Origin of the sequence: Pseudomonas sp. FDAARGOS_380 (genome assembly GCF_002591235.1) — a bacterium.
GTDB lineage: Bacteria > Pseudomonadota > Gammaproteobacteria > Pseudomonadales > Pseudomonadaceae > Aquipseudomonas > Aquipseudomonas salmasensis.
In genome coordinates this window covers 3,147,225-3,173,977 of the sequence record NZ_CP023969.1, presented here as the reverse complement: position 1 = coordinate 3,173,977, position 26,753 = coordinate 3,147,225, and the positions used below count along the sequence as shown (strand labels likewise).

The following is a 26,753-nucleotide window of genomic DNA, read 5'->3' as shown; positions in this document are numbered from 1 at the left end:
GAAAACAGCCGCACAACTGCGGCTCTCAATTAATGACCCGCCGACGGTTCGGCGGGCCATGATCGTCAAAGGCTCAACGATAAATGCTTACTTGGCACCCAGTGCCAGTTTGGCAACTTGCGGCGCCGGCTGGTAGCCCGGAATCACCTGGCCGTCGGCCAAAACGATGGCCGGTGTACCGTTTACACCAATGGACTGGCCCAGGGCGAACTGCTTGGAAACCGGGTTGGCGCATTTGGCCGACTTGATTTCCTTGCCATCGACCATCTTGTCCATGGCCGCTTTCTTGTCGGCCGAGCACCACACTGCCTGCAACTGCTCGTCACCCGGCGAACCCAGGCCCTGGCGCGGGAAGGCAACGTAGCGCACTTCCACGCCCAGCTTGTTCAGCGCCGGGATTTCAGCGTGCAGCTTGTGGCAGTACGGGCACGTGGTGTCGGTGAACACGGTGATGTGGGTCTTGGTTTCGCCAATGGCGGGGTAAACCACGGTTTCAGCCACCGGAATGCCGTTGATCAGCTTGGACACGCCCAGGCGCTCGGCCTTCTCGGTCAGGTTGACCGGCTTGCCGTCCTTGAGCTGGAACAGGTAGCCCTGGACGATGTACTGGCCATCGGCACTGGCGTACAGCACACGGCTGCCCTTGAGCTTGACTTCATACAGGCCGGCCATGGGGCTGGCGCTGATGCTTTCGATAGGCGTGTCGAGCGCCAGATTGGCCAGGCTCTTGCGGATGGTCTGCTCGGCCGCATCATCGGCGAGCGCAAAGGTGGAAACCAACGCAATGGCTGCGGCGGCAATAATCTGGGTCAAGCGCATGGGAACTCCTGAAGGCAGAGGCAGGGACGGGAGCAGAATACTGATCTGGACCACAATGGATGCCGTCCCCTTTGCGAACCGGCAAAGCCTACCACAGTTGGGCGGGAGGGCAGCCCGCGACAGGTAAAATGGGCCATTTCTGACGGTTTTATCCGCGAGGGTGATGCTTGGCGTGCATGTCCTGCAAACGTGCGCGTGCCACATGGGTGTAGATCTGGGTTGTGGATAAGTCGCTGTGCCCCAGCAGCATTTGCACCACGCGCAAATCCGCGCCGTGGTTGAGCAAGTGGGTGGCGAACGCATGGCGCAGGGTGTGGGGCGACAGCGCCTTGCCGATCCCGGCCACTTTGGCCTGGTGCTTGATGCGGTGCCAGAAGGTCTGGCGGGTCATCTGCTCGCCGCGCAGGCTGGGAAACAGCACGTCGCTGGGGCGCCCACCGAGCAGTTCGTGGCGCGCATCGCGCATGTACCGCTCGACCCACACAATCGCCTCCTCGCCCATGGGCACCAGCCGCTCCTTGCTGCCCTTGCCCATCACGCGCAATACGCCCTGGCGCAGGTTGACCTGCTCCAGGGTCAGGCTGATCAGTTCGGTGACGCGCAAGCCGCAGGCGTAGAGCACTTCCAGCATGGCGCGGTCGCGTTGGCCGATGGCTTCACTGAGATCCGGCGCGGCCAACAGGGCCTCCACATCGGTTTCCGACAAAGACTTAGGAAGAGGCCTACCTAATTGCGGCATATCGACTTGTAGAGTTGGATCGGTCGCGATGAGTTTTTCCCGCAACAGATAGCGATAAAAGCCACGCACACCGGAGAGGAATCGCGCAGTAGAGCGCGGTTTGTAGTTCTGTTCCAGGCGCCAGGCCAGGTGATCGAGGATCAGCTCGCGCCCGGCATTGATCAGTTCAAGGTTTTTTTCCTGCAGCCAGCCGTTGAACAGCGCCAGGTCGCTGCGGTACGCCTGGCGTGTGTTGTCCGACAGGCCTTTTTCTAACCAGAGGGCGTCGAGGAAGCGGTCGATCAGGGGATGGTCAATGGCAGGCATGGGCACTCAAGCAACGCAGCACAAGGCAATACGCGAATTATTTAGTGAACTGTGGCAAGAGCCATTAGTCTTTCATAGCCCGCTAATTCAAGGAACAGGAAGCTTTAATGAACGAACAACAGATTTTGTTGGCTTTTGGCGGTATTGGCGTGGCCGCACTCGGCTGCCAGTGGCTGGCCTGGCGCCTGAAACTGCCAGCGATTCTGTTTCTTCTGCTGAGCGGGATTCTGGCAGGGCCGATACTCGGATGGCTCGACCCGCAGGAAATGTTCGGCCCTCTGTTGATGCCATTGGTGTCGTTGGCCGTGGCGCTGATCCTGTTTGAGGGCAGCCTGACCCTGCACCTGTCGGAATGGAAGGAAATCGGCAGCGTCGTCCACCGGCTGGTCACCGTCGGGGCACTCTCGACCTGGGCAGTGATCACCCTGGCCACCCACTGGCTGCTGGGTTTTGACTGGATGCTGGCGCTGCTGTTCGGCACGCTGACACTGGTCACCGGCCCGACGGTGATTGTGCCCATGCTGCGCGTGGTGCGCCCTAAAGCCTCCATCGCCAATATCCTGCGTTGGGAAGGCATCGTCATCGACCCTATTGGCGCGCTGCTGGCGGTAGTGGTGTATAGCTTCATCATCGCCAGCGCATCAGGCGACGGCTTGAGCCACAGCCTGCTGACCTTCGGCGGCGTTATCCTTTGCGGCAGCCTGTTCGGCATCGCCGGTGGCTGGGTACTGGGGCAGATCATGCGCCGCCAGTGGTTGCCGGAATACCTGCATAACCTGGCGACACTGGCGGGCGTGCTGGGCATCTTCATCGCCTCCAACCAGGTGATGCATGAGTCCGGCCTGCTGGCGGTCACGCTGATGGGCATGTGGATGGCGAACATGAAAGGCGTGGATGTACGGCACATCCTGCACTTCAAGGAAAACCTCAGTGTGTTGCTGATTTCCGGGCTATTTATCCTGCTGGCGGCACGCCTGGACCTGAACGCCATGATCGCCCTGGGGCCGTTCGTGTTGATCCTGCTGTTGATCATCCAATTTATTGCACGCCCGCTGAACGTGGCGCTTTCGACCTTTGGCTCCGGGCTGAACTGGCGCGAGCGTGCGCTGCTGGCCTGGATCGCCCCACGGGGGATCGTGGCGGCGGCGGTGTCAGCGATCTTTGCGATCCGCCTGGATGAGGCCGGCCACGAAGGTGCGTTGTTGCTGGTGCCGCTGACCTTCGCGGTGATCATCGGCACCGTGGTGCTGCAAAGCGCCACGGCGCGCCCCTTGGCCCGCCTGCTGAAAGTCGCTGAGCCGGCGCCCAGCGGCTTCCTGATCGTAGGTGCGAACGGCCCAGCGCGGGCACTCGGCAAGGCGTTGCAGCAGTTGGGCAGCCGCGTACTGCTGACCGACTCAAGCTGGGAAAACATCCGCGCCAGTCGTATGGAAGGCTTGCCTACGTACTTCGGCAACCCGGCCTCCCAGCATGCCGAGTCCCATCTGGACCTGGTCGGCCTGGGGCATCTGCTTGCGCTCTCGCCTTCTGGCGAACTAAATGCCTTGGCCACCATGCGTTTTCGCCATGACTTCGGCCATCGCCTGTTCGCCCTGGCCAGCAGCCAAGAAAGCCGCCGCACCGACAAGCACAAGGCCAGCCATGAACACCGTGGCCACTTGCTGGGCAGCCAACCCTTGAGCTACACCAAATTGGCCAGCCTGCTGGGCCAAGGCGCCGAGTTGTACAGCACTAGCCTCACCGACGGCTTTGGCTGGGAGCAATACCAGGCGTTGCACGGGGAGCGCGCCACCTTGCTGTTTGCCCGGGACACCAGCGGCTGGGTGCACGTGGTCTCGCCCGAGAGTAACTTGAAGCCTGTAGCGGGCTGGACCTTGCTGGCGGTGATTCAACCGCAGGCCAGCACCGCCGAGTAATCAGTCAACAAAGCCAGGCAGTACCGGGACAGGGCGTTTATCTGCGTCAATCGCGACGAAGCTGAACACGCCCTGGATCGCCTTTTCACGGCCATCAGCGCTCATGCTCTCAACGAACACCTCCACTTCGACCTTGAGGCTGGTGTTGCCGACTTTGATCACCCGACCGATCAGCTCAACGATAGAGCCGGCCGGGATCGCGTGGTTGAAGTCGATACGGTCGGTGGAGACCGTCACCAGGGGCAAGCGGCAGAAACGCGTGGCAGTGATGAATGACACTTCGTCCATCCATGCCAAGGCGGTGCCGCCGAACAGGGTGTTGTGGTGGTTGGTGGTGGGCGGGAACACGGCCTTGGTCACGTGGGTAACGGACAGGTCGGTGCGACGCTGGATTTCTTCGAGGCGGGTGGTCATGGGTCAATACCAACAGATAGGCAAATTTCAGGCACAAAAAAGCAGCCCGTAGGCTGCTTTTTTCTGCATCGGGAAGCTGGACTTAAGCCAGTTTTTCCTTGATGCGAGCTGCTTTACCGGACAGGTCACGCAGGTAGTACAGCTTGGCTTTACGTACGTCACCGCGACGCTTAACGGCCATGCTGTCGATTTGCGGGCTGTAGGTCTGGAAAGTACGCTCTACGCCAACACCGTTGGAGATTTTACGAACAGTGAAAGCACTGTTCACACCACGGTTACGCTTGGCGATTACCACGCCTTCGAACGCTTGCAGACGCGAACGGTCGCCTTCCTTCACTTTCACCTGAACGACAATAGTGTCGCCCGGGGCAAAGGTAGGGATCTCTTTGGTCATCTGCTCTGCTTCGAGTGCAAGGATGATTTTGTTAGTCATGCTGTGCTCCTAAGGTAAGTCAATGGACCTACCATCGATACGTTGTTAACTATCGTCCCGCGCGAGGATGTATTCCTCGAGCAGCTTCTTCTCTTCTCCAGAAAGCGAGCGGCTTTCCAGAAGATCGGCGCGTCGTTCATAGGTCCGACCAAGGGACTGCTGTAAACGCCAACGCCGGATGTGTGCGTGATTGCCACTTAGCAATACGTCGGGAACACGCTGATCCACATACACCTCCGGACGGGTGTAGTGCGGGCAATCCAGCAAACCATCCGTGAAGGAATCTTCCTCCGCGGAGTCCGCATGCCCTAAAGCTCCGGGCAGCAGTCGTGTAACCGCATCTATCAGGACCATCGCCGGCAGCTCGCCGCCAGACAGGACATAGTCCCCAATCGACCACTCTTCATCGACATGAGCTTCAATAAAACGCTCGTCAATGCCTTCATAGCGACCGGCAATCAGGATCAAACTTTCCTCATTCGCCAGTTCGCGTACCGCCGCCTGTTTCAGCTGACGGCCTTGAGGGGACAGGTAAATTACCTTCGCCTTCTCCCCGGCGGCTGCCTTGGCCTGAACCAACGCATCTTCCAGGGGCTTGATCTTCATCACCATGCCCGGGCCACCGCCAAATGGGCGATCGTCCACAGTGTGATGTCGATCCGTCGTGTAGTCTCGCGGGTTCCAACAGGTGAGCTGCAACAGCCCCTGTTTCACCGCCCGACTGGTGATGCCGTACTCGCTGATGGCGGAAAACATCTCGGGAAACAAACTGATCACTTCAATGCGCAAATTAGCCACGCTTAGAAGTCCGCGTCCCATTCCACCTTCATCTCGCCCGCTGCCAGGTCGACGGCCAACACGCATTGCTCGGTATAGGGCAACAGGCGTTCACGGTCATCCAGGCTGCCAGCGCAAGGCTTGACCACCATTACATCATTGGCGCCGGTTTCCAGAAGATGATCGATTTTCCCCAGCAATTGCCCGAGTTGATCAATAACCTTCAGACCTTCCAGCTGGTACCAGTAGTACTCGCCGTCGGTCAATTCAGGGAACAGGTTGCGCGGCACGCAGATCTCATAACCGGCCAGAAGACGAGCTTCTTCACGGTCATCAAGACCCTTGAGCTTTGCGACCAGGAACTTGTCGCTCCCGCGTCCACTGACCAGCTCAACCTGCTTCACACTACCCTCGCGCTTGAGCGTCCAGGTCTTGTACTGCAACAGGTTTTCAGTCGGATCAGTAAAGGAATACACCTTCACTTCGCCGCGAACGCCATGAACAGAGTAAATCTTGCCGATAACGATCAAATCATCAGCAACAGCTGGCGTCGCGTTCATATTGCTCAGGCTGCGGCCTTAGCCGAGTCCTTCAACAGTTTTGCAACGCGCTCGGATGGCTGTGCGCCAACGCTCAGCCAGTAGGCTACGCGCTCTTGGTTCACGGACAGACGAACTTCTTGACCACGAGCAACAGGGTTGAAGAAACCAACCTGTTCCTTGTGCGAACCGTCACGCGGGTTGCGGCTGTCGGTTACGGTCAAGTGGTAAAACGGGCGCTTTTTGGAGCCGCCAAGGGCAAGACGGATTGTTAGCATGTGAACATCGTTCCTGTAGTCGGTGCTGCAAATCTAAATGCACAGCGGGCATAGGTGCCCGAAAGGCCGCATATTCTAAGGAATATCCGGACTTTTGCAAATGTCTTTTTCTGGCGCCTATCAACGTGCCATTCAGATCTGCTATAGAGCCGTCGGTTAAAACGGCGAGTCAGCGCCCGCCAACGGCGGGTTTGCTGGAGATCCCACATCCTTGTGGGGCGGAGCGCAAGCAAGGCTTGCGCTCGAATACTTTACATTTTAGGCATGCCGCCGCCGGGCAACATACCGCCCATGCCGCGCATCATCTTGGCCATACCGCCCTTGGCGGAGAATTTCTTCATCATCTTCTGCATCTGCTTGTGCTGCTTGATCAAGCGACCGATGTCCTGCACCTGGGTGCCGGAACCCATGGCGATCCGGCGCTTGCGCGAACCGCTGATCAGCTCAGGGTCGCGGCGCTCGGCCGGGGTCATGGAGTTGATGATGGCTTCCATCTGCTTGAACTGCTTCTCTGCCGCGCCCTGGGCGTTGCCCATTTGCGCCAGGTTCACACCGCCGATGTTGGGCAGCTTGTCCATCAGGCCTCCGAGGCCGCCCATGTTCTTCATCTGTTGCAGCTGGTCGCGGAAGTCTTCGAGGTCGAAGCCCTTGCCCTTCTTCAGCTTCTTGGCCAGTTTGTCGGCCTTGTCCTTGTCGAGCGTGGCTTCGGCCTGCTCGATCAGGCTGAGTACGTCACCCATGCCGAGGATGCGCGAGGCGATACGCTCAGGGTGGAACGGCTCGAGCGCTTCGCTCTTCTCGCCCATACCGATGAACTTGATCGGCTTGCCAGTGATGGCACGTACCGACAGCGCAGCACCGCCACGGGCGTCGCCGTCGACCTTGGTGAGGATCACGCCGGTCAGCGGCAGTGCGTCACCAAAGGCCTTGGCGGTGTTGGCCGCATCCTGGCCGGTCATGGCGTCGACCACGAACAGGGTCTCGACCGGGTTGATCGCGGCATGCAGCGCCTTGATCTCGCCCATCATCTCTTCGTCGATGTGCAGGCGACCCGCGGTATCGACGATGACCACGTCAATGAACTTGAGTTTGGCTTCTTTAATAGCGGCGTTGGCGATGTCGACCGGCTTCTGGCTCAGGTCGGACGGGAAGAAGGTCACGCCCACTTCGCCCGCGAGCATTTCCAACTGCTTGATGGCCGCCGGACGGTATACGTCGGCCGACACCACCATCACGGATTTCTTCTTGCGCTCTTTAAGGAAGCGCGCCAGTTTGCCTGCGGTGGTGGTTTTACCCGCACCTTGCAGGCCCGCCATCAGCACGACGGCTGGCGGCACGGCGCTGAGGTTCAGGTCTTCGTTGGCCGCGCCCATCAGGCTTTCGAGCTCAGCCTGGACGATCTTCACAAAGGCCTGGCCCGGAGTCAGGCTGCGGGACACTTCGGTGCCGACCGCACGTTCCTTGACCGAGTTGACGAAGTCCTTCACCACCGGCAAAGCCACGTCGGCTTCCAGCAACGCCATGCGCACTTCACGCAGGGTGTCTTTAATATTGTCCTCGGTCAGCTTGGCCTTGCCGGTAACGTGGCGCAGCGTCTGCGAGAGACGGTCAGTCAAGTTTTCAAACATGCGCGATCCTTTCAGGCCCTACTCATCGAAATGCAGGTAGACCGAGGTAATGGCGGCCCAGGCTGGGGGAAATCGCTATTGAAAACAGCGTTCGCCGAGCCTGCGGCGTGGGCAGGTCGCGGATTATAGCGAAGACTGCGCCCATGCACACCCGCTGTCTGGCCCGGGAGTCTTTCGTGCAACGCAGGTGTGTGCCAAACTCAACGCCTTTCGGGCTTGCCTACCAGGATTTATGCTCCCTTTGTCACCCAGTTTGCTACCCAGCCTCGCCGCCGCCATTTTGTATGCCGCTGCGACCCTCTACCAGGGCACTCGTCTGGCCCAAGGCGCCAAAGCGGACAAACGTCTGCTCGTCGGCCTTGGCGTGCTGGCCCTGCTGGCCCATGCCGCCAGCCTGTTCACCCACCTGATGACCCCGGTCGGCCTGGGCCTGGACTTTTTCAGCGCCGCCAGCCTGATCGCCGCGGCCGTCATCGCGCTGACGCTGCTGGCCTGCTACCGGATCCCAGTGGAGAACCTGCTGGTGCTGTTATTCCCCTTGGGAATGCTGACGGTGCTGCTGGCGCAGTTCACCCCCACCGGCACCGTACAGGTGATCGACGAGGAGCCGGGCATCCTCGCCCACATCCTGTTGTCGATTCTCGCCTACGGCATGTTCACCATCGCGGTGTTCCAGGCCCTGCTCCTGCTGCTGCAGGATCACCAGCTCAAGCACAAGCACCCGTCCGGGCTGATCAAGAACTTCCCGCCCCTGCAAACCATGGAAAGCCTGCTGTTCGGGTTCCTGTGGGCCGGCTGGACCCTGCTGTCGCTGTCGCTGATCTCCGGCTGGCTGTTCGTCGAAAACCTGTTTGCCCAGCACCTGGTGCATAAAACCTTGCTGGCGTGCCTGGCGTGGGTGGTGTTCAGCGTGCTGCTGTGGGGGCGCAACCGCCTCGGCTGGCGTGGGCACAAAGCCATTCGCTGGACCCTGGCCGGTTTCTGCCTGTTGATGCTGGCCTATTTCGGCAGCAAGCTGGTTCGCGAATACATCCTGCATATCTGACGGGCAGTGATCATGGACAACTTGCCCTTAGGGCCGATGCTCGCCGTAATTGCCCTGCTGATTTTATGGGCGGCGCTGTTTACCGCCATCGAAGCTGCACAACAACACCTGCTGGCCCTGCGCCCAGGCACACGCCAGGGCGACAAGGCGGCTGCGCGCCTGAGCTTCCCGCGCCATAGCCTGATCCTGTGCAACAGCCTGTGCCGCGCCGCCGTGGTGATTCTTTGCACCCTGCTGGCGATCTATGCCTGGGCAGAGAACGGGCCCTGGCTGGGCTGGCTGATTTCCTGTGCAGCGCTGCTGGTGCTGGCCGACTACTTGCCCCGTACCCTGGCCACCCGTCACCCGCAAGCAGTGCTGGGCTTTGGCAATACATTGCTGGGCGTGCCGCTGAAAATCCTCTACCCCCTGGCCTGGCTGCTCAATGGCGTCAGCCTGCTGTTATTGCGCCCGTTTGCACGCAAATCCGGCGTGGTCAAAAACAGCGACGCCCCCCTGCCCGACCATGACGACGACCCAGAGCCCGACAACGACGCCGACCGCACGCCCGGCCTGCCCGGCATCCATGCCCTGGACAACATCACGGTCAATGACATCCTGGTGCCGCGCAGTGAAGTGGACGGTATCAACCTGGATGAGCCGATAGAGGACATCATCGAACAGTTGCGCACCTCGCCACGCACCCGCTTGCCGGTGTTCCACAGCGACATCAACCAGGTGCAGGCCGTGCTCAATACCCGGCAGGTCCAACACCTGCTGCCCGACGCCAGCCTGACCAAAGAGGCCCTGCTCGCCGCCTGCCACGAACCTTACTTCGTGCCGGAAAGCACGCCGTTGCAGCTGCAACTGCTGAACTTCCACAAACAGCAGCGGCGCCTGGGCATGGTGGTGGACGAGTACGGTGAAGTGCTGGGCATTGTCACCCTGGAAGATATTCTGGAAGAGATCGTCGGCGAGTTCGAAAGCGACCAGGCTGTGGATAACCCGCATATCGAAGCCCAGCCCGATGGTCGCTACATCATCGACGGCGCCGCCTCGATCCGTGAATTGAACAAAAGCCTGGGCTGGCACTTGCCCAGCGACGGTCCCAAGACCCTCAACGGCCTGGTCACCGAGGCGCTGGAGACCATTCCCGATTGCGCGGTGTGCCTGAAAGTCGGCCGCTATCGCCTGGAAATCCTCGAGACCGAGGACAACCGGGTGAGCAAGGTGTTGATCTGGCATACCAGCTACGTGCCAGTCGCTGCATAAGCATCTGGACACACACATCCCCATGTGGGGCTTGCCCCAATGCCCTCTGTGGGAGCGAGCTTGCTCGCGAGAAATCTGTAGGCGCCGCGTTTATTCAGAAAGTACGCGTTATCGTTGACGTTTTCGCGAGCAAGCTCGCTCCTACAGAAGTCACTTGTTGTCTCTCCAAACCCCTTCCTATAATCCCTGCGGCTTACCCAAGCCCCGCCCGACCGCGTGCTACCCGCACCCAGCGTGTCCTGGCACCGCCTTACCATGTCCGACCGGTGTTTGCTCCCATCCCGAGCCGCCCCGCGCACAGCCCTGATCCATGGGTGTTCGACCAATAATAATCCGCGTCCAAACGCGCAATAACCGTCAGGGATAACGTCATGAGCACCACCTACCAAGAGGCCGCGAGCGCCGCCCCAGCCAACTCGACCGCCCGCGTCGCCACGGCGAGCATCGTCGGCACCGCCATTGAGTTCTACGATTTCTACATCTACGCCACGGCTGCCGCCTTGGTGATCGGCCCGGTGTTCTTCCCCCAGACCTCCGGCACCGCGCAGATGCTGGCGTCGTTCCTGACCTTCGGCATCGCCTTTATCGCCCGCCCGTTGGGGTCGGCGTTGTTCGGCCACTTCGGCGACCGTATCGGCCGTAAATCCACCCTGGTGGCTTCTCTGCTATTGATGGGTGTATGTACCACCTTGATCGGCTTGCTGCCGGGCTACGACAGCATCGGCGCCTGGGCGCCGATTCTCTTGTGTGTTTTGCGCTTCGGCCAAGGCTTGGGCCTGGGCGGGGAATGGGGCGGTGCGGCCTTACTGGCAACCGAGAACGCGCCCAAGGGCAAGCGCGCCTGGTTCGGCATGTTCCCGCAACTGGGCCCGTCGATTGGCTTCCTGGCGGCCAACGGCTTGTTCCTGATCTTGGCCATGAGCCTGAATGACGAACAATTCCGCAGCTGGGGCTGGCGCATTCCGTTCATTCTCAGTGCCGCGCTGGTGATGGTGGGCCTGTATGCGCGCCTCAAGCTGCATGAGACGCCGGTATTCGCCAATGCCGTGGCCAAGGAAAAACCGGTGAAAGTGCCGCTGGTGGAGCTGTTCAGCCAGCATTGGCTGCCGGTACTGCTGGGCGCCGCGTCGATGGTGGTGTGCTATGCGCTGTTCTATATCACCACGGCGTTTTCGTTGAGCTACGGTGTTTCCACCTTGGGCTACAGCCGTGAAACCTTCCTCGCCCTGCTGTGTTTCGCGGTGTTGTTCATGGGGCTGGCAACGCCATTGGCCGCCCTGGCCAGTGATCGCTACGGGCGCAAGCCGGTGTTGATCGTCGGTGCGGTCCTGGCGATTCTGTCGGGCTTTACCATGGAGCCGCTGCTGACCCATGGCTCGACCTGGGCTGTGGCGCTGTTTCTGGCGCTGGAGCTGTTTTTGATGGGCGTGACCTTCGCACCGATGGGTGCCCTGCTGCCGGAATTGTTCCCGACGCGTGTGCGTTATACCGGCGCTTCGGCAGCGTATAACCTGGGTGGGATCGTGGGGGCATCGGCGGCACCCTTCTTCGCGACCAAGCTGGTGGCGATGGGTGGTTTGAGTTATGTCGGGGGGTATGTGTCGGCGGCAGCGTTGCTGAGTTTGATTGCGGTGCTGTGCCTGAAAGAGACGCGGGATAATGACTTGAACAAGGTCACCTGACCCCATGCTCGTTCCCACGCTCTGCGTGGGAACGCCTCTTGTGACGCTCTGCGTCACGCTTGGGGACGCAGAGCGTCCTTAACTGCATTCCCACGCAGAGCGTGGGAACGAGCGTGGCGGCTTAGAGTTCTACAACGACAGCCTTGGAAGCACGGGTCGCTTTAGCCCGAGCCGCTTCAATCGACTCATCCCGCGCCAGTGCCACGCCCATGCGGCGCTGGCCGTTCACTTCAGGTTTGCCAAACAGACGCAACGCTGTATCCGGCTCGCTCAGCGCGGCGCCGAGGTTAGCGAATGCGGTCTGGGTGGACTGCCCTTCCACCAGAATCACCGCCGACGCCGAAGGCCCAAACTGACGGATCAACGGGATCGGCAGGCCGAGGATGGCGCGAGCGTGCAAGGCGAACTGCGACAGGTCCTGGGAAATCAGGGTCACCAGGCCAGTGTCATGGGGGCGCGGCGACACTTCGCTGAACCACACCTGATCGCCCTTGATGAACAATTCCACACCAAACAGACCACGACCGCCCAAGGCTTCGGTTACCGCCTTGGCAACGCGCTCGGATTCCGCCAAGGCAATGGGGCTCATGGCCTGCGGCTGCCAGGATTCCTGATAATCGCCCTTCTCCTGGCGATGCCCCACCGGCGCGCAGAAGGTGGTGCCGCCGATGTGGCGCACGGTCAGCAGGGTGATTTCGTAGTCGAAGTCGATAAAACCTTCGATGATCACCCGACCCTTGCCGGCACGCCCGCCCTCTTGGGCGTAATCCCAGGCTTTCTGCACGTCGTCGGCGCTGCGCAACAGGCTCTGGCCCTTGCCCGACGAACTCATCACCGGCTTGACCACGCACGGGAAGCCCAGGTCCTGGACGGCCTTGCTGTAGTCTTCGAAGGTGTCGGCGAAGTGATATGGCGAGGTCGGCAGGTCCAGCTCTTCGGCGGCCAGGCGACGGATGCCTTCACGGTTCATGGTCAGCGACGTGGCGCGGGCGGTGGGGATCACGGTGAAACCTTCGGCCTCCAGCTCAACCAATGTCGCGGTGGCAATGGCTTCGATTTCCGGCACGATGAAGTGCGGCTTTTCCGCCTCGATCACAGCGCGCAAAGCGGCACCGTCGAGCATGTTGATCACATGGCTACGGTGCGCCACCTGCATGGCCGGCGCGTTGGCGTAGCGATCCACGGCAATCACTTCAACGCCCAGGCGCTGCAGTTCGATTACCACTTCCTTGCCCAGCTCACCGCAGCCACACAGCAAAACGCGGGTCGCGGTTGGCGACAATGGAGTTCCGATTCGGGTCATCTCAGGTCCTCAGGGGAGCGGATCATGGGGGAGAAAGGCCGGCATTTTACATGAACTGTAAAAATTGGCCTCAGTTGGCGACGGCCCGCCGGCGGATGCGCCAGGCCATGATCAGCCAGACCACGGTGACCCCGGCGAATTTGGACACCAACGCCGTGCCCGCCACCGCCGGGGTCAGTGCGCCGATCAGGCCGAAAAAGATAAAGGTATCGAGGGGAATGCTCAGCGCCGAACTTATCCACAGGCGGTCATGCAGCGGGCGCTTGGTGATGCTGAACACCAGCCAGTCGATGCACTCGGACACTGCAAACGCCGTGGCACTGGCCAGGGCGATGGACGGGTCGGAGGTGATATAGGACAGCACCAGCGCCGCCAACATGGCGATGATTGCGCCATGGCCGAAGCGGGTTTGCACCATGTCGCGCAGGATAAATACCAGGCCGCCCCAGGCAGACCAGATAACGTCCAGGTGTGGGGCGGTGGAGAAGGCGAAGTTGATCAGCACGACGCTGCTGATGTAGGCGATCAGGAAAAACATGGGGCAGAAAACCTGTAGGAGCGAGCTCGCTCGCGAAAAACGTTAACGATGACGCTGGGCACCTGACTATACGCGGTGTTTTTGGGTTTTTCGCGAGCAAGCTCGCTCCTACAGGGCGGCTGTCAGGCGCCGGATTTCCCAGGGGTCATCCACATCATCCCACTCGCCACCGCCCGCTCATGGCACAACCCCAGCACCACCCGGCGCTCGGCGTTGTCCATGCGGCTCCAGCGCGTGATCTCATCCACATTGCGCTGGCAGCCGGTGCAGATATCGTCATCATCCAGCGCGCAAATGCTCACGCAGGGCGAGGCGACCGGTCGTTCAATTGTGCTCATTCCTGCTGCTCAGCCAGGTCACGGGCATAACGCTGCGAGTTGTGCACATAGTGCGCGGCGCTGGCTTCGAGCATGCGCTTTTGCGCCTCGGTCAGCTCACGCACCACTTTGCCTGGCGAGCCCATGACGAGCGAGCCGTCGGGGATTTCCTTGCCCTCACCGATCAGCGAATTGGCGCCGATGATGCAGTGCTTGCCGATCTTGGCGCCGTTGAGGATCACTGCGTTGATGCCGATCAGGCTGTAGTCGTCGACGGTGCAACCGTGCAGCATGGCGTTATGACCAATGGTCACGCCGGTGCCGAGGGTCAGCGGGTAGCCCATGTCGGTGTGCATCACGCTGCCGTCCTGCACATTGCTGTTCTTGCCGATCAGGATCAGTTCGTTATCGCCACGCAATACCGCGTTGAACCAGACGTTGGCGCCCTCCTCCAGCTTGACCTTGCCCACCAAAGTGGCATTAGGCGCCACCCAACTGTGGGGGTGCGTCTCGACGCGGGCGTCGCCCAGGCGGTATTTCATGGTTTTTTCCTCACGGCTTGCCATTTGAACGATGGCTTATAGATTGATGAAGCTCTTGGGCGGCTGGTGCAGGCTGATCTGGGCATCGTCATAGAGCAGGTTGATCAGCTCGACGATCATGATTGCTGTCAGCCCCCAGATTTTGTATTCGCCGAACCGGTAGCTGGGCACATACCAACTGCGGCCCTGGTAATCAATGCGGTGGGTATGTTCGCGTGGGTCCTGTCGGAAAAAGTCCAAAGGCACGCTGAAAACGGCGGCAATCTCGGCGTCGTTGGCCAGGTATTCGACGTAATCGGGGATCACGCCCACATAGGGGGTTACGCGGATGCCGTGCAGGGAAATCAGCGGGCTCAACGGGCCGATGACTTCAACCAGCCCCGGCGGCAGGCCGATTTCTTCTTCGGCTTCGCGCAAGGCGGTAAAGATCAGGTCCGGGTCTTCAGGGTCGCGGCGCCCGCCGGGAAAGGCCACTTCGCCACCGTGGGTCGACAGGCCGCTGGCGCGCAGGGTCAGGATCAGCTCGGGTTCGTCACTGCGGGTAATCGGCACCAGCACCGCCGCCTCGGGGAAACGCCCGTCGGTTTCCAGGGTGTGGGGGGTGTGATTGCTTACCCGGCGAAGTAGCTCGTCCAGCATGAGTCATCTCGGTCTGTTGGCTACCTTGCATCATGCACCAAAGCGTGCGAGCGCCCAACCCCAAAACCGCAGGGCTGTCGCGAAACGACAACTTGCAGGAACGCCCGGCACCGAGCCAAGATGTGCCCATTGTCCAGGAACCCCAGCATGAATTTCTGCAGCCAGTGCGGCAAACCGGTGACCCAACGCATTCCCGAAGGCGACGCACGCCTGCGTTATGTATGCGACCACTGCTCGACCATTCATTACCAGAACCCCAATATCGTCGCCGGTACCGTGCCGGTATGGGGCGACCAAGTGCTGCTGTGCCGCCGCGCCATCGAGCCACGCCTGGGTTACTGGACCCTGCCCGCAGGCTTTATGGAAAATGGCGAGACCGTCGAACAGGCCGCCATGCGCGAAACCCTGGAAGAGGCCTGCGCCCGGGTGCGTAACCTGAGCATCTACACCCTGATCAATGTGCCGCACATCAGCCAGGTGCATATCTTCTACCGCGCCGAACTGATCGACCTGGATTTCGCCGCAGGCCAGGAAAGCCTGGAGGTGAGGCTGTTCGACGAAGCCGACATCCCTTGGTCCGAGCTGGCTTTCCGCACGGTCGGGCGTACCTTAGAATGCTTCTTCGCCGACCGTCGCCAACAGGCCTACCCGGTGCGCAGCGAGTCCGTGCCACCGCTGTCCAAGCCCGCCCAATAACAAGCCGGCCAATGTCGCCAAAGGGATACCGTTTCAATGCGTTGGTTGCTTGCTCTGATCTGCCTGTCGTTCGCCACGCTGTCCCCGGCCTCCACGGTGCAAACCCTTGACGGTAAAACGGTCGAGAAAGTCCTGGTCCTCAAGTCCGCCCACCAGCTGCAGCTGATCAACGACGGCAAGCCGCTCAAGACCTATCGCATTTCCCTGGGCAAGAACCCCAAGGGCCACAAGCTGATCGAAGGCGACCGCCGCACCCCCGAAGGCCTCTACTGGATCGACTGGCGCAAGACCAGCGACCGCTTCAACCTGGCCATGCACATTTCCTACCCCAACATCAGCGACGCCGCCCGCGCCCGCCGCGAAGGCGTGAAGCCGGGCAGCATGATCATGATCCACGGCACCCCCGACACCGAAGACTACCCGGAACAGTGGTTTCACACCCTGGACTGGACCGACGGCTGCATCGGCATGCGCAACGTGGATATGCGCGAAGTGTGGAACCTGGTCAAAGACGGCACCCTCATCGAGATTCGGCCGTAATCCCACGCCGTTCGTAAAATAATTCGAAAATAATTCCTGCCCCAGGCAGCGCCTGCCGGTGAATACCAGTTCACCGCGCGGGACCCTGCACTTGTGCGCGCCACAAAGACCTCTCTAATACCACTTGATACCAAGCCCCATTAAAGCGCCCTGAAACCGGGATTCGCACCGTTTTGGTAGCATTGACATGGTATTTAAGTGGTATTAGTTTTCGGCCATTACCGGGCGACAACACTCCAATAACGCATCGGAAACCTGACAGATGAACCCCATCCTGGCCCTGCGCCCCGACGACAAGCAATCCACGCCGCTGTACCTGCAATTGGCCCGCAGCCTTGAAGCCGCGATCCATGCCGGCCAGTGGAAATCCGAACAGGCCCTGCCTTCGGAACGCGCCCTCAGCGAGCAGTTGAGCATCTCGCGGGTCACCGCCCGTAAAGCGCTGGAAGTGTTGCTGGCTCAAGGCCTGATCCGTCGCAGCCAAGGCTCCGGCACTTTCATTACGCCGCGCCTGGAACAACCCTTGTCGCGCCTGTCGGGGTTCAGCGAAATGCTGCGGCTCAAGGGGTTTGTGCCCACGTCCCAGTGGCTGGAACGCGACATCACCCCGCCGACCCACGAAGAACTGATCCGCCTGGGCCTGTCGCCCACCGACAAAGTGGCGCGCCTCAAGCGCCTGCGCAAAGCCGATGACACGGTGATGGCGATCGAAATGACCGCCATGCCGGCGTCGGTGTTGCCCCATCCCCAGGCCATCGGCAATTCGTTGTACGAATACCTGGAAAGCATCGGCAAGCCCATCGTGCGCGCCTTGCAGCATATCCAGGCGATCAATGCCTCGGACGAATTCGCCGCGCTGGTGGGCATCGCCCCCGGCACCGCCATGCTGCTGATGACCCGCGTGGGCTACACCGCCGACAACACGCCGATTGAAATCACCGACACCTACTGCCGCAACGACTACTACGACTTTGTCGCAGAGCTGCGCCGCCATGACTACTCCGCCTGAAGGCGAACTTAGAGAACTGCCCATGACTGAAGACAATATCCTCACGCCCAGCGGCTGGATGCGCGGTCGCCTGGTGCATGAACACGGCAAGGTGGTCGCCATTGACGGCACGCCGTGCGACCCGGCCGACAACGACCTGCCGTACCTGCTGCCGGGCTTTATCGACCTGCATGTGCATGGCGGTGGCGGCGCCGACATCATGGAAGGTGCGGGTGCCTTCGAGACCATTACCCGTACCCACGTGCGCTTTGGCACTACCTCGCTGCTGGCCACCACCATGACGGCGCCGGTGGAAGAAATCTCCCGCGTACTCGGTGAGCTGGGCACGTTCTGCGAACAGCGCCCAGCCGGCAGCGCCCGCGTACTCGGCGTGCACCTGGAGGGCCCCTACATCAATCCGGGAAAACTCGGCGCCCAACCCAACTTCGCCCACACCGCATTGATGCAGGAAGTGGAAGCCTACCTGCGCCTGGCGCCGATCCGGGTGATCACCATCGCCCCGGAAATCGCCGGCCACGACGGCCTGATCCGCGCCCTCAGCGAACGCGGCGTGCGCATGCAGATCGGCCACACCCTGGGCAGCTATGAAGAAGGCGTTGCGGCCCTGGCCGCCGGCGCCACCAGCTTCACTCATTTGTACAACGCCATGAGCCCGCTGCATCACCGCGAACCCGGCATCGTCGGCGCCGCGCTGGCCCACGCCCAGTACGCCGAGCTGATCCCGGACTTGCTGCATGTGCACCCCGGCGCCATGCGCGTGGCGTTGCGCTCGATCCCCTGTTTGTACTGCGTCACCGACTCCACCGCCGCCGCCGGCATGCCCGACGGCGAATATAAGCTGGGCAGCCACACCGTGACCAAATGCCTGGGTGGCGTGCGCCTGGCCGACGGCACCCTGGCCGGCAGCACCCTGACCATGGATCAGGCGCTGCGCAACCTGGTGAAAATCGGCCTGCCTATCAGTGAAGCCTCACAACGCCTGTCGCAATTTCCTGCGGACTACCTGGGCCTGGAAGAACGCGGCCGCCTGCAACCCGGCAGCTTTGCCGACTGCGTGCGCCTGGACCGCTCCCTGACACTCACCGACGTAATGGTCGAAGGAGACACCATTGACTTCAAAAATGCTTGAAGAGGCCCTGGCCTCCTGCGACGCCGTCGCGGCCCAACTGCAACGCCTGGACCCGATGCTGGAAGAAATCGCCGGCCGCCTGCGCCGCCAGCCACCGCAAGTGGCGATGACCATCGCCCGTGGCAGTTCCGACCATGCCGCCAGCTACTTCGCCTACCTGGCCATGCAGCATGTGGGCATTCCGGTGGCGTCGTTGCCGATGTCGGTGGTGACCCTGTTGCAGGCGCCGATGAAAGTCAGCGGCCAAGTGGCGTTTGGTTTCTCCCAATCGGGGCAGAGCCCGGACCTGGTCAACAGCCTGCGCCTGTTGCGCAAGCGTGGTGCCCTGAGCATCTCACTGGTCAACGCCGAAGACTCGCCGCTGGAAGCCGCCTGTGAATTCCACGTGCCGCTGTGCGCCGGGCCGGAACTCAGCGTGGCCGCCACCAAGAGCTTTATCGCCACCCTCAGCGCCAGCGCGCAGCTGATCGGCCACTGGAATCAGGAAGCCGACTTGCTGCAAGCCTGCCAGGCATTGCCGGAGGGCCTGCGTGACGCCGCCACACAGGATTGGCACACGGCCATCGACGCGCTTAAAGGTAGCCAGCGCTTGATGGTAATCGGCCGAGGCGCCGGGTTTGCCATCGCCCAGGAAGCCGCGCTCAAACTCAAGGAAACCTCGGCGATCCAGGCCGAAGCCTTCAGCAGCGCCGAAGTGCGCCACGGGCCGATGGCGCTGATCGACGAGAACTACCCCCTGCTGGTGTTCGCCCCACGCGGTGCCGAGCAGGCCGGCCTGTTGAGCCTGGCCGCCGATATGCGCCAACGCGGTGCCCGCGTGCTGCTGGCCGCACCGGACGACATCGCCGAACGCGACCTGACCCTGAGCCGCGCCGAACACCCGAGCCTGGACCCGATCCTGGCGATCCAGAGCTTCTACGTGATGGCCGCAGGCCTTGCTGAGGCACGGGGCATGGACCCGGACCAGCCGCGCCACCTGAGCAAAGTCACCCGCACGCACTAAAGCGGCGTTTTCCTGATGAGTACCGTGCCCATGCCCAACAACAATAATCCATTGACCCTTAGCGCCCCCTTGAGTGGGCCGGTGCTGGCCCTGAACCGCGTCCCCGACGAAGTGTTCGCCAGCGGCGCCATGGGCGACGGTATCGCTATCGACCCGCTGAACGATTGCCTGCAGGCGCCCTGTGACGGCGTGATCATCCATGTCGCCCGCACCGGGCACGCCCTGACCCTGAGCGCCGACAACGGTGCCGAAGTGTTGATGCATATCGGCATCGACACCGTTGAACTCAATGGTGAAGGCTTTGCCTTGCTGGTGAAGGAAGGCGCACGGGTGAGCCAGGGCCAGGCGCTGGTGCAGTTTGACCTGGACCGCGTTGCGCGCCAGTGCAAGAGCCTGGTGAGCCTGATCATCCTCACCAACAGCGACCGTTTTGCGCTGATGCCTCTGGCAGTGAAAAGCGTCAAGGCCGGTGAGCCGCTGATGCAACTGGCCCCCCGCTCGGGCACTGCCGTGCAGGCGGCTGTGGATAACTCCAGCGCCGAAGCCAGTGCCAGCGTGCGCATCACTCACCGTGGCGGCTTGCATGCGCGCCCTGCCGCGCTGGTGCGCAAGACGGCGCAAGGTTTCAGCAGCCAATCGCAGTTGCACAGCGGTGATAAATCGGCGCCATGCGACAGCCTGATCGGCCTGATGGGGCTGGGCATTGGCGAAGGCGACGAGGTGCGGGTGACCTGCCGTGGCACCGATTGCGAAGCCGCGTTGCAGGCATTGGTCGCCGCGCTGTCTGTGGTGGTGCACGAAGAACATCAGGCGCCGGTCGTGGCCACGCCCCGCCGCGTGAATACCGAAGCCAATGTACTGCAAGGCGTGTGCGCGGCACCGGGCCTGGTGTGTGGGCCGTTGTTCCGCCTCACGGGCATCGAGCTGCCGCAAGACACCGGCAGCCATAATGTCGGCGAGCAACGGCAACAGCTGGATGCGGCCCTTGAGCAAGTGCGCGGCGAAATCCGCAGCACCCTGGACCACGCTCGCCAACGCAAGAACGTCGAGGAAGAAGACATCTTTGCCGCCCACCTCGCCCTGCTGGAAGACCCTGCATTGCTCGACGCGGCCACCGCCGCCATCGCACAGGGCAGCGCCGCCACCCACGCCTGGCGCGATGCGATCCAGGCCCAATGCGCCGTGCTGCTGGCCTTGGGCAAGCCGCTGTTCGCCGAGCGCGCCAACGACCTGCGCGACCTGCAACAACGGGTATTGCGTGCCCTGCTGGGCGAAGCCTGGCATTTCGAATTACCGGCCGGTGCGATTGTCAGCGCCCATGAACTGACACCCTCGGACCTGCTGCAACTGAGCACGCAACAGGCCGCAGGCATCTGCATGGCCGAAGGCGGCGCGACGTCCCATGTGGCCATTTTGGCCCGCGGCAAAGGCTTGCCCTGTGTGGTGGCGTTGGGCGAAGAAGTGCTCGATGTGCCCCAAGGCCAACGGGTGGTGCTTGATGCCGCCAACGGCCGCCTGGAACTGGCCCCCAGCGAAGCGCGCCATGCCGAAGTGCACCAGATTCGCGAAACACAAAAACTGCGACGTAAAGAGCAGCAGGCCCAAGCCCTGCAAGCGGCGAGTACCCGCGATGGCGTGACCATCGAAGTTGCCGCCAATGTCGCCTCCAGCAGCGAAGCCCAACTGGCGTTTGCAAACGGCGCCGACGGCGTCGGCCTGCTGCGCACCGAATTCCTGTTTGTCGACCGTCGCACCGCGCCGGACGAGCAGGAACAACGCCAGGCTTATCAGGCCGTGCTGGATGCCATGGGCGACAAGTCGGTGATCATCCGCACCATCGATGTGGGCGGCGACAAGCAGCTGGACTACCTGCCGCTGCCCGTCGAAGCCAACCCGGTGCTGGGCCTGCGCGGCATTCGCATGGCCCAGGTACGCCCGGAACTGCTCGACCAGCAACTGCGTGCCTTGCTGCAAGTCTCGCCGCTGGGGCGTTGCCGCATCCTGCTGCCGATGGTCAGCGAGGTGGATGAACTGCTGCAGATTCGTCAGCGCCTGGATGAGTTGTGCGTGGAGCTGGCACTGACCGAGCGCCCCGAACTGGGGGTGATGATCGAAGTGCCCGCCGCCGCGCTGATGGCCGAAAAGCTCGCCGAGCATGCGGACTTTTTGTCCATCGGCACCAATGACCTGTCCCAGTACACCCTGGCCATGGACCGCGACCACGCAGGCCTGGCCGCCCGTGTCGACGCGCTGCACCCGGCATTGTTGCGACTGATCGCCCAAACCTGTGCCGGCGCAGCCAAGCATGGCCGTTGGGTTGGTGTGTGTGGCGCCTTGGCCTCTGACCCGCTGGCCACGCCGGTACTGGTCGGCCTGGGCGTCACCGAGCTGTCGGTAAGCCCGCCGCAGATCGGAGAGATCAAGGACCGCGTTCGCCACCTGGACGCGGCGCAATGCCGGCAACTGAGCCAGGAGCTGCTCAACCTGAGCAGCGCCAAGGCCGTTCGCCAAGCCTGTCAACACCACTGGCCGCTGAGCTGAAAACAACAAGAATAGGGAGACACGCCATGTACCAACACTTTATCGAAGGCCTGCAACGCCTGGGCCGTGCCTTGATGCTGCCGATCGCGATCCTGCCGATTGCCGGCCTGTTGCTGCGCCTGGGCGACACCGACTTGCTCAACATTGCGGTGATGCACGATGCCGGGCAGGCAATCTTCGCCAACCTGGCGCTGATCTTCGCCATCGGCATTGCCGTGGGGTTTGCCCGCGACAACAACGGCACCGCAGGCCTGGCCGGGGCGATTGGTTACCTGGTGATGATCTCCACGCTCAAGGTGATGGACACCACCATCAACATGGGCATGCTCGCCGGTATCGCCAGCGGCCTGATGGCCGGTGGGCTGTACAACCGCTTCAAGGACATCAAGTTGCCGGAATACCTGGCGTTCTTTGGCGGGCGACGGTTTGTGCCGATTGTCACCGGCTTCAGCGCGGTGGGCCTGGGCGTGATTTTCGGCCTGATCTGGCCGCCGATCCAGCACGGCATCAACAGCTTCGGGGTGCTGCTGATGGAAAGCGGCAGCCTGGGCGCGTTCGTGTTTGGCGTGTTCAACCGCCTGCTGATCGTCACCGGCTTGCACCACATCCTAAACAACATGGCCTGGTTCGTGTTCGGCAGCTTTACCGATCCAGTCACCGGCGCGGTGGTCACCGGTGACTTGACCCGCTACTTTGCCGGCGACCCCAAAGGCGGCCAGTTCATGACCGGCATGTTCCCGGTGATGCTGTTCGGCCTGCCCGCCGCGTGCCTGGCGATGTACCGCAATGCGTTGCCTGAGCGGCGCAAAGTGATGGGCGGGATCTTCCTGTCGATGGCGCTGACCTCGTTCCTCACCGGGGTGACCGAGCCGATTGAATTTGCCTTTATGTTCCTGGCGCCATTTCTGTACCTGATCCACGCGCTGCTCACCGGCCTGTCGATGGCGGTCACCGACCTGCTGAATATCCACCTGGGCTTTACCTTCTCCGGTGGGTTTATCGACATGGTGCTGGGCTGGGGCAAGTCCACCAATGGCTGGCTGGTGGTGCCGGTGGGCCTGGCCTACGCGGTGATCTACTACACGGTGTTCAGCTACTGCATCCGCCGTTTCAACCTGAAGACACCGGGACGTGAAGACATCCAGGTGGTGCAGGCTGAAGCGATGAGCGATAACCAGCGTGCGACGGCTTATATCCAGGCGTTGGGTGGGGCTGAGAATTTGCTGAGTGTGGGTGCCTGCACCACGCGGCTGCGCTTGGACATGGTGGATCGCAACAAGGCGGTGGATGCGCAGCTCAAAGCGCTGGGCGCCATGGCTGTGGTGCGGCCGGGCAATGGCGGGAGCTTGCAGGTGGTGGTCGGGCCGATGGCCGATAGCATTGCCGATGAAATTCGTTTGGCGATGCCGGGGTTTGTCGCCGTAACGCCTGTAGCGGTTGCACCTGTGGATAAGCCGGTGACGGTGAGCGTGCAGGAGGCTGAGAAGTGGCTGAGTGCCTTGGGTGGCCGGGGGAATGTGCGCCATCTGGAAGCGGTAGCAATGACCCGGTTGCGGGTGGAGTTGGGGGATGATTCGCGGCTGTCTGAGGCTCAGCTCACTGCGCTGGGCTGCCAGGGTGTGAGTCAGCTTGAGAGCGGTGTTTGGCACCTGTTGATGGGTGACAAGGCGTCCGGGTTGGGTGAGGCGTTGGAGCGGTTGGTGACTCGCCCGATCAATGCCTGACGGCGCTAGGGTGACGCAGAGCGTCACGGGATGCGTTCCCACGCAGAGCGTGGGAACGATCAACCAAGCGTCTTAAGTAACCGTGATCACCCATGGTTCCGAGCTATCTTGTGTATCTCTATTAACGGCCACGAACTCGTATTTCTTGGCATCCAAATTGTCCACAGTAACTTCGAAGGGGGTACCAGCCGTGGCTTGCGCACTCTCTAAGACCTGCCCTTGCGGGCCATCTTTGATATCAACAAGCCCAGAAACAGAGACACGACCGGTAAAGGTCAAAGTTCTACGAGGCGTACTGCCGCCGCTTGGAATCTCTTCGTCACCTGCCGTTTTAACGCTGGTAATAGAAACAACCATGGTCATTCTCCATCTGCGTAAGTGAGGAGCCAGTGAGCCATTATTGGCGAACAGGGGTAACTGTTAGAAATAACAGTTTCGACGAGCGTTTCGGGCCACTTTAGTGGTTGGGCGAGGCGTTGGAGCGGTTGGTCATTGGCGTTGAGGTCGGTGCCAGGCTCTAGAGATGTTGTGGCTATTCTGGCCTATTCGCGAGCAAGCCCGCTCCCACATTTGACCGCGTTGCCAAGTCAGGCACCGATCAAAATGTGGGAGCGGGCTTGCTCGCGAATGGGTTTTAACTGGCGCCGGAAGGTTTAAGCTCGGGCACTTCGTTCAAGTCCAACACCCGATCCACCATGAGCTGAATACCCTCCAGCATCCGGCAAATCGCCAAGACAACATCACGCTGCGCGCCAGCGACTTCAAACGCCAGCTGGCTGGTTAGCGCCTGCAGCGAAGCGATGTCCTGCGAGGTATTGGCGAGCAAGGTTTCGCTATCGATACTGCGTCGTACGCTGAATAACTGATCGGAAGGGGGATTGGGACTGTCTTTGATCATGGTAATGCTCCTCAAAAAATGGGAACTACCAACATCACTTGCAGATGATGGGTGGCAGCTGTGTGCGGGCCTGCAAGACCAAGGAAGGAGCATCCCGGGTAGACCCAAAGGTCTCCCGCACACAGCCACCATAAAGCGATGACCATGAAAAGCGCCACGATTATAGCGGCGCTTATGAGCTCCAACATAATTTCGGCGGGCTTGCAGTCCCGGTCGCTGAATTGGCAGCGACTGACGAAGGTTAGTGGTACCCGTTCCGAGGGACAACCTGAAAGGTTTGTCGGAAAGTTCTGAGGCGCCTGCACAGGCGCCATCGCAGGCAAGCCAGCTCCCACAGTGGGGTGATGCATGACAGAACAACACGTTCAAACTGTGGGAGCCGGGCTTGCCCGCGATGAGCATAGGTATCTACACAACTCTGTAGCGCCCCAACGGTAACCACGATGCGAAGCGAGCCGCTCTTGATCTTGATCTGCTTGTGATCTTGATCTCAGGCGCCCCGTTAAACCACGCTGGCCGAACGCAGGCTTGAATTCGTGGGTAACCCGGCAGGACGCCGGGTTAGCCGCCCCGCGCCATGGATGGCGCGTGGCGGCGGCCCACGGATTCAAGCCTGTGTTCGGGCACACCGAGCCTAAGCGAGGTGCCGAGTGGTGGGGCAAGAGCGTTTTGCTTACTTTTGCGCTTTTCAAAAGTGAGCCGCTGTCAGAGCGGAACCCTAGGTGGCCGTTACCTAAATAACGGATATGTACTCAATCTAATCCCACATCCCTGTCGGCTGTCAGGCCGCCTTCGCGAGCAAGCCCGCTCCCACAGTTTGATCGCGGGGCGTCAGGTAGATAAGCATCGGCTGTCCGGTCGCCACGGGAGCAAGCTCCCTCGCCACAGGTTCGGCGCAATACCCGAAGTTGTGTAGATACCTATGCCGCGATGAGGCCCTTGCAGACAACAAAAAACCCGCCGGCCAAACTGGCCCAGCGGGTTTCTTGTTTCACACACTTGTCATTTGACGTCCGCCTAGGCAGACGCTGCGCGTTGCTGCGCTTCGTAATGGCGGGTCTGAAAAGGCATCAAGGCCTGAACCTTCAAACCCAGTCCCTCACTCAACCCCCAAGACATTGCCAGCTCGTCACGGCGACTGCGCAACGCAACAGCGCCTTGTGGTTTCACGTATTGCCTGGAAGCTGAAAACAGTTCAAGCGCCTTCAACGCTTCCTTTACCCGATTATCTGTCGCGCACGAAAAGCGCGTGAATCGCTCAAGCAAATAACCCGCGCGACGAAGCTCCAACTCACTGGAGTGTTCCTCCATGAACGCCCTCACCTCGCCCACAAGATTCGTATCCGAATACCACACAGCCTTCGCTGCACTGACCAGGGCAGCATCATCAGCCTGGTTCAAAGGGCTTTTGACCAGTGTGTCCAAGGCGGACGAGAGGACTGGAACGTTAAAAGGCTTCGCCATCCGCAGCCTCCAAATAATGAACTGACAGCGACCGAAGAAGGCTATTGAGACAGGTTCCGAGGGACAACCTGAAAGGCTTGTCAGAAAAGTCTGAGGTGCCTGCACCACCGCCATCGCAGGCAAGCCAGCTCCCACAGTGGGTTGATGCATGACAGGACAACACGTTCAAACTGTGGGAGCCGGGCTTGCCCGCGATGAGGCCCTCACAGACAACAAAAAACCCGCTGACCAAACTGGCCCAGCGGGTTTCTTGTTTATGCAGCCAGCCGATCAAAAATCCGCCAACTGCCACACCTCATACGCCGGTGTCTCATACGGGTGACTGAGTTTCAAAGCAGCCACGACAGCCGCAATCAACTCATCCGCCACCACCAGCTCAACCTTCCACTCTTCAACCACTTCAACCTGGCCCACCTGCCCGATAAACGGCTGGCTGCCGTCCAACGCGCGGAATTGGCCTTGGCCCAGCACTTGCCAGGCGCAGCTGTCGTAGTCGCCGATGCGCCCGCCGCCAGCGGTGAAGACGGCGGTTTTCACCGTCTCTACATGGCTGTCGGGCACGAAGAAGGCGAGCTTGTACACG

28 protein-coding genes are annotated in these 26,753 nt (G+C 61.1%); 11 read left to right on the top strand and 17 right to left on the bottom strand.

The annotated features are described in order from the left end of the window. Window positions 1-87: 87 nt before the first annotated feature. Window positions 88-819 (bottom strand): thioredoxin fold domain-containing protein, encoded by a 732-nt coding sequence (locus CRN80_RS14960; RefSeq protein WP_003193960.1) that lies wholly within the window; start codon window positions 817-819, stop codon window positions 88-90. A 148-nt stretch (window positions 820-967) separates the two neighbouring features. Next, window positions 968-1,864 (bottom strand): site-specific tyrosine recombinase XerD, encoded by an 897-nt coding sequence (gene xerD / locus CRN80_RS14955; protein WP_098950464.1) that lies wholly within the window; start codon window positions 1,862-1,864, stop codon window positions 968-970. Between the two features lie 107 nt (window positions 1,865-1,971). On the opposite strand from xerD, the gene CRN80_RS14950 reads away from it, so the two are divergent. Then, on the top strand, window positions 1,972-3,780 hold the full coding sequence (locus CRN80_RS14950; RefSeq protein WP_032895429.1) for a sodium:proton antiporter: 1,809 nt from the start codon (window positions 1,972-1,974) through the stop codon (window positions 3,778-3,780). Here the strand turns inward: CRN80_RS14950 and CRN80_RS14945 are convergent, their stop codons facing one another. From CRN80_RS14945 to ffh, 6 genes are all read right to left on the bottom strand, one after another. Then, complete coding sequence (locus CRN80_RS14945) at window positions 3,781-4,194, bottom strand: acyl-CoA thioesterase (RefSeq protein WP_003193963.1); 414 nt, start codon at window positions 4,192-4,194, stop codon at window positions 3,781-3,783. A gap of 82 nt (window positions 4,195-4,276) precedes the next feature. Continuing rightward, the gene (rplS, locus tag CRN80_RS14940; protein WP_003175895.1) at window positions 4,277-4,627 is read right to left on the bottom strand and encodes a 50S ribosomal protein L19; all 351 of its coding nucleotides are present in this window, start codon (window positions 4,625-4,627) and stop codon (window positions 4,277-4,279) included. 45 nt (window positions 4,628-4,672) lie between these two features. After that, a complete protein-coding gene (gene trmD / locus CRN80_RS14935) occupies window positions 4,673-5,446 on the bottom strand; it encodes a tRNA (guanosine(37)-N1)-methyltransferase TrmD (RefSeq protein WP_153475158.1) in 774 nt (257 codons plus the stop codon). Beyond that, on the bottom strand, window positions 5,428-5,964 hold the full coding sequence (gene rimM / locus CRN80_RS14930) for a ribosome maturation factor RimM (RefSeq protein ID WP_003175898.1): 537 nt from the start codon (window positions 5,962-5,964) through the stop codon (window positions 5,428-5,430). The genes trmD and rimM overlap by 19 nt, the downstream gene beginning before the upstream one ends. 5 nt (window positions 5,965-5,969) lie before the next feature. Then, a complete protein-coding gene (rpsP, locus tag CRN80_RS14925; protein ID WP_003175899.1) occupies window positions 5,970-6,221 on the bottom strand; it encodes a 30S ribosomal protein S16 in 252 nt (83 codons plus the stop codon). Window positions 6,222-6,472: 251 nt separating this feature from the next. After that, entirely contained in the window at window positions 6,473-7,849 is a 1,377-nt protein-coding gene (gene ffh, locus CRN80_RS14920; RefSeq protein WP_003193965.1) for a signal recognition particle protein, read from the bottom strand. A 232-nt stretch (window positions 7,850-8,081) separates the two neighbouring features. On the opposite strand from ffh, the gene CRN80_RS14915 reads away from it, so the two are divergent. The 3 genes from CRN80_RS14915 to CRN80_RS14905 all read left to right on the top strand — a co-directional run bounded on the left by CRN80_RS14915 (window position 8,082) and on the right by CRN80_RS14905 (window position 11,827). Beyond that, on the top strand, window positions 8,082-8,894 hold the full coding sequence (locus CRN80_RS14915) for an inner membrane protein YpjD (protein WP_003193966.1): 813 nt from the start codon (window positions 8,082-8,084) through the stop codon (window positions 8,892-8,894). Window positions 8,895-8,906: 12 nt separating this feature from the next. Then, window positions 8,907-10,145 carry a transporter associated domain-containing protein gene (locus CRN80_RS14910; protein ID WP_098950463.1) on the top strand — a complete coding sequence of 413 codons (1,239 nt, stop codon included), beginning with the start codon at window positions 8,907-8,909 and terminating at the stop codon, window positions 10,143-10,145. A 371-nt stretch (window positions 10,146-10,516) separates the two neighbouring features. Further along, the gene (locus CRN80_RS14905) at window positions 10,517-11,827 is read left to right on the top strand and encodes an MFS transporter (protein ID WP_032895427.1); all 1,311 of its coding nucleotides are present in this window, start codon (window positions 10,517-10,519) and stop codon (window positions 11,825-11,827) included. A 121-nt stretch (window positions 11,828-11,948) separates the two neighbouring features. Here CRN80_RS14905 and purT read toward each other — a convergent pair whose 3' ends face one another. The 5 genes from purT to CRN80_RS14875 form a co-directional block, all read right to left on the bottom strand. After that, on the bottom strand, window positions 11,949-13,130 hold the full coding sequence (purT, locus tag CRN80_RS14900; protein ID WP_017139720.1) for a formate-dependent phosphoribosylglycinamide formyltransferase: 1,182 nt from the start codon (window positions 13,128-13,130) through the stop codon (window positions 11,949-11,951). A 70-nt stretch (window positions 13,131-13,200) separates the two neighbouring features. Further along, window positions 13,201-13,668: a preQ0 transporter gene (locus CRN80_RS14895; RefSeq protein ID WP_003193971.1), complete on the bottom strand. Its 468-nt coding sequence runs from the start codon at window positions 13,666-13,668 to the stop codon at window positions 13,201-13,203. A 122-nt stretch (window positions 13,669-13,790) separates the two neighbouring features. Further along, window positions 13,791-14,006 carry a DUF1289 domain-containing protein gene (locus CRN80_RS14885; protein WP_003193973.1) on the bottom strand — a complete coding sequence of 72 codons (216 nt, stop codon included), beginning with the start codon at window positions 14,004-14,006 and terminating at the stop codon, window positions 13,791-13,793. Next, a complete protein-coding gene (locus tag CRN80_RS14880; protein WP_032895426.1) occupies window positions 14,003-14,527 on the bottom strand; it encodes a gamma carbonic anhydrase family protein in 525 nt (174 codons plus the stop codon). The genes CRN80_RS14885 and CRN80_RS14880 overlap by 4 nt, the downstream gene beginning before the upstream one ends. 36 nt (window positions 14,528-14,563) lie before the next feature. Then, complete coding sequence (locus CRN80_RS14875; protein ID WP_098950462.1) at window positions 14,564-15,166, bottom strand: CoA pyrophosphatase; 603 nt, start codon at window positions 15,164-15,166, stop codon at window positions 14,564-14,566. Between the two features lie 147 nt (window positions 15,167-15,313). On the opposite strand from CRN80_RS14875, the gene CRN80_RS14870 reads away from it, so the two are divergent. From CRN80_RS14870 to nagE, 7 genes are all read left to right on the top strand, one after another. Beyond that, entirely contained in the window at window positions 15,314-15,862 is a 549-nt protein-coding gene (locus CRN80_RS14870; RefSeq protein WP_003193976.1) for an NUDIX hydrolase, read from the top strand. A 36-nt stretch (window positions 15,863-15,898) separates the two neighbouring features. Continuing rightward, window positions 15,899-16,402, top strand: coding sequence for a murein L,D-transpeptidase family protein (locus CRN80_RS14865; RefSeq protein ID WP_098950461.1), 504 nt, complete (start codon window positions 15,899-15,901; stop codon window positions 16,400-16,402). Window positions 16,403-16,664: 262 nt separating this feature from the next. Next, window positions 16,665-17,411 carry a GntR family transcriptional regulator gene (locus CRN80_RS14860; RefSeq protein ID WP_032895423.1) on the top strand — a complete coding sequence of 249 codons (747 nt, stop codon included), beginning with the start codon at window positions 16,665-16,667 and terminating at the stop codon, window positions 17,409-17,411. 22 nt (window positions 17,412-17,433) lie between these two features. After that, entirely contained in the window at window positions 17,434-18,540 is a 1,107-nt protein-coding gene (gene nagA, locus CRN80_RS14855) for an N-acetylglucosamine-6-phosphate deacetylase (protein WP_044272409.1), read from the top strand. Then, a complete protein-coding gene (locus tag CRN80_RS14850; protein WP_098950460.1) occupies window positions 18,521-19,543 on the top strand; it encodes an SIS domain-containing protein in 1,023 nt (340 codons plus the stop codon). Before nagA ends, CRN80_RS14850 begins: the two co-directional genes overlap by 20 nt. Before the next feature lie 30 nt (window positions 19,544-19,573). Continuing rightward, window positions 19,574-22,084: a phosphoenolpyruvate--protein phosphotransferase gene (gene ptsP, locus CRN80_RS14845; protein ID WP_098950459.1), complete on the top strand. Its 2,511-nt coding sequence runs from the start codon at window positions 19,574-19,576 to the stop codon at window positions 22,082-22,084. Between the two features lie 26 nt (window positions 22,085-22,110). Next, window positions 22,111-23,808: an N-acetylglucosamine-specific PTS transporter subunit IIBC gene (gene nagE / locus CRN80_RS14840; protein ID WP_098950458.1), complete on the top strand. Its 1,698-nt coding sequence runs from the start codon at window positions 22,111-22,113 to the stop codon at window positions 23,806-23,808. 72 nt (window positions 23,809-23,880) lie between these two features. On the opposite strand, the gene CRN80_RS14835 is transcribed toward nagE, so the two are convergent. From CRN80_RS14835 to CRN80_RS14810, 4 genes are all read right to left on the bottom strand, one after another. After that, the gene (locus tag CRN80_RS14835) at window positions 23,881-24,165 is read right to left on the bottom strand and encodes a hypothetical protein (RefSeq protein ID WP_032895418.1); all 285 of its coding nucleotides are present in this window, start codon (window positions 24,163-24,165) and stop codon (window positions 23,881-23,883) included. Window positions 24,166-24,442: 277 nt separating this feature from the next. After that, the gene (locus CRN80_RS14830; protein ID WP_032895417.1) at window positions 24,443-24,706 is read right to left on the bottom strand and encodes a DUF6124 family protein; all 264 of its coding nucleotides are present in this window, start codon (window positions 24,704-24,706) and stop codon (window positions 24,443-24,445) included. Between the two features lie 1,017 nt (window positions 24,707-25,723). Next, window positions 25,724-26,170: a hypothetical protein gene (locus CRN80_RS14815; protein WP_098950456.1), complete on the bottom strand. Its 447-nt coding sequence runs from the start codon at window positions 26,168-26,170 to the stop codon at window positions 25,724-25,726. Window positions 26,171-26,440: 270 nt separating this feature from the next. Then, window positions 26,441-26,752, bottom strand: coding sequence for an NGG1p interacting factor 3 protein, NIF3 (locus CRN80_RS14810; RefSeq protein WP_044268045.1), 312 nt, complete (start codon window positions 26,750-26,752; stop codon window positions 26,441-26,443). Between the last annotated feature and the right edge of the window lies 1 nt (window position 26,753).

Coding starts and splice junctions, on each gene's coding strand:
- CRN80_RS14960 (WP_003193960.1), bottom strand. CDS start 819: ATGCGCTTGACCCAGATTATTGCCGCCGCAGCCATTGCGTTGGTTTCC.
- xerD (WP_098950464.1), bottom strand. CDS start 1,864: ATGCCTGCCATTGACCATCCCCTGATCGACCGCTTCCTCGACGCCCTC.
- CRN80_RS14950 (WP_032895429.1), top strand. CDS start 1,972: ATGAACGAACAACAGATTTTGTTGGCTTTTGGCGGTATTGGCGTGGCC.
- CRN80_RS14945 (WP_003193963.1), bottom strand. CDS start 4,194: ATGACCACCCGCCTCGAAGAAATCCAGCGTCGCACCGACCTGTCCGTT.
- rplS (WP_003175895.1), bottom strand. CDS start 4,627: ATGACTAACAAAATCATCCTTGCACTCGAAGCAGAGCAGATGACCAAA.
- trmD (WP_153475158.1), bottom strand. CDS start 5,446: ATGGGACGCGGACTTCTAAGCGTGGCTAATTTGCGCATTGAAGTGATC.
- rimM (WP_003175898.1), bottom strand. CDS start 5,964: ATGAACGCGACGCCAGCTGTTGCTGATGATTTGATCGTTATCGGCAAG.
- rpsP (WP_003175899.1), bottom strand. CDS start 6,221: ATGCTAACAATCCGTCTTGCCCTTGGCGGCTCCAAAAAGCGCCCGTTT.
- ffh (WP_003193965.1), bottom strand. CDS start 7,849: ATGTTTGAAAACTTGACTGACCGTCTCTCGCAGACGCTGCGCCACGTT.
- CRN80_RS14915 (WP_003193966.1), top strand. CDS start 8,082: ATGCTCCCTTTGTCACCCAGTTTGCTACCCAGCCTCGCCGCCGCCATT.
- CRN80_RS14910 (WP_098950463.1), top strand. CDS start 8,907: ATGGACAACTTGCCCTTAGGGCCGATGCTCGCCGTAATTGCCCTGCTG.
- CRN80_RS14905 (WP_032895427.1), top strand. CDS start 10,517: ATGAGCACCACCTACCAAGAGGCCGCGAGCGCCGCCCCAGCCAACTCG.
- purT (WP_017139720.1), bottom strand. CDS start 13,130: ATGACCCGAATCGGAACTCCATTGTCGCCAACCGCGACCCGCGTTTTG.
- CRN80_RS14895 (WP_003193971.1), bottom strand. CDS start 13,668: ATGTTTTTCCTGATCGCCTACATCAGCAGCGTCGTGCTGATCAACTTC.
- CRN80_RS14885 (WP_003193973.1), bottom strand. CDS start 14,006: ATGAGCACAATTGAACGACCGGTCGCCTCGCCCTGCGTGAGCATTTGC.
- CRN80_RS14880 (WP_032895426.1), bottom strand. CDS start 14,527: ATGAAATACCGCCTGGGCGACGCCCGCGTCGAGACGCACCCCCACAGT.
- CRN80_RS14875 (WP_098950462.1), bottom strand. CDS start 15,166: ATGCTGGACGAGCTACTTCGCCGGGTAAGCAATCACACCCCCCACACC.
- CRN80_RS14870 (WP_003193976.1), top strand. CDS start 15,314: ATGAATTTCTGCAGCCAGTGCGGCAAACCGGTGACCCAACGCATTCCC.
- CRN80_RS14865 (WP_098950461.1), top strand. CDS start 15,899: ATGCGTTGGTTGCTTGCTCTGATCTGCCTGTCGTTCGCCACGCTGTCC.
- CRN80_RS14860 (WP_032895423.1), top strand. CDS start 16,665: ATGAACCCCATCCTGGCCCTGCGCCCCGACGACAAGCAATCCACGCCG.
- nagA (WP_044272409.1), top strand. CDS start 17,434: ATGACTGAAGACAATATCCTCACGCCCAGCGGCTGGATGCGCGGTCGC.
- ptsP (WP_098950459.1), top strand. CDS start 19,574: ATGCCCAACAACAATAATCCATTGACCCTTAGCGCCCCCTTGAGTGGG.
- nagE (WP_098950458.1), top strand. CDS start 22,111: ATGTACCAACACTTTATCGAAGGCCTGCAACGCCTGGGCCGTGCCTTG.
- CRN80_RS14835 (WP_032895418.1), bottom strand. CDS start 24,165: ATGGTTGTTTCTATTACCAGCGTTAAAACGGCAGGTGACGAAGAGATT.
- CRN80_RS14830 (WP_032895417.1), bottom strand. CDS start 24,706: ATGATCAAAGACAGTCCCAATCCCCCTTCCGATCAGTTATTCAGCGTA.
- CRN80_RS14815 (WP_098950456.1), bottom strand. CDS start 26,170: ATGGCGAAGCCTTTTAACGTTCCAGTCCTCTCGTCCGCCTTGGACACA.